This window comes from Bartonella sp. AA81SXKL (assembly GCF_042196945.1).
Taxonomy (GTDB): Bacteria; Pseudomonadota; Alphaproteobacteria; order Rhizobiales; family Rhizobiaceae; genus Bartonella.
In genome coordinates this window covers 555-845 of the sequence record NZ_JBHIRH010000163.1, presented here as the reverse complement: position 1 = coordinate 845, position 291 = coordinate 555, and the positions used below count along the sequence as shown (strand labels likewise).

Below are 291 nucleotides of genomic sequence, written 5' to 3'. Positions count from 1 at the left end.
GGTCCCACAACAGTTTATATCAAAAGCGATTTCAGAGATAAAAATAGTGTTGTAAATACCTCTGATCCTTTAAATACACGCGGCATTTTACTGATTCAAGTTTCTGGAAAAGCCGAAGAAGGCTCCTTCAAATTGGTAAATGATTATACCACAATCAATGGATCACCTGATAAGTATATGGCTACATGCCTATGGACCAGAATCAAGCCATGGCAAAGCCAATATTGAACAAAACCTGTTTGATAACAATGATGAAAATTTCTGGAATTTCAGTTTGCAACCTGAATTTCT

1 pseudogene is annotated in these 291 nt (G+C 36.1%); it reads left to right on the top strand.

Annotated features, from left to right (window positions below):
• Nucleotides 1–291, top strand: a pseudogene (locus ACFINZ_RS10315) (autotransporter outer membrane beta-barrel domain-containing protein); the annotation flags it as partial.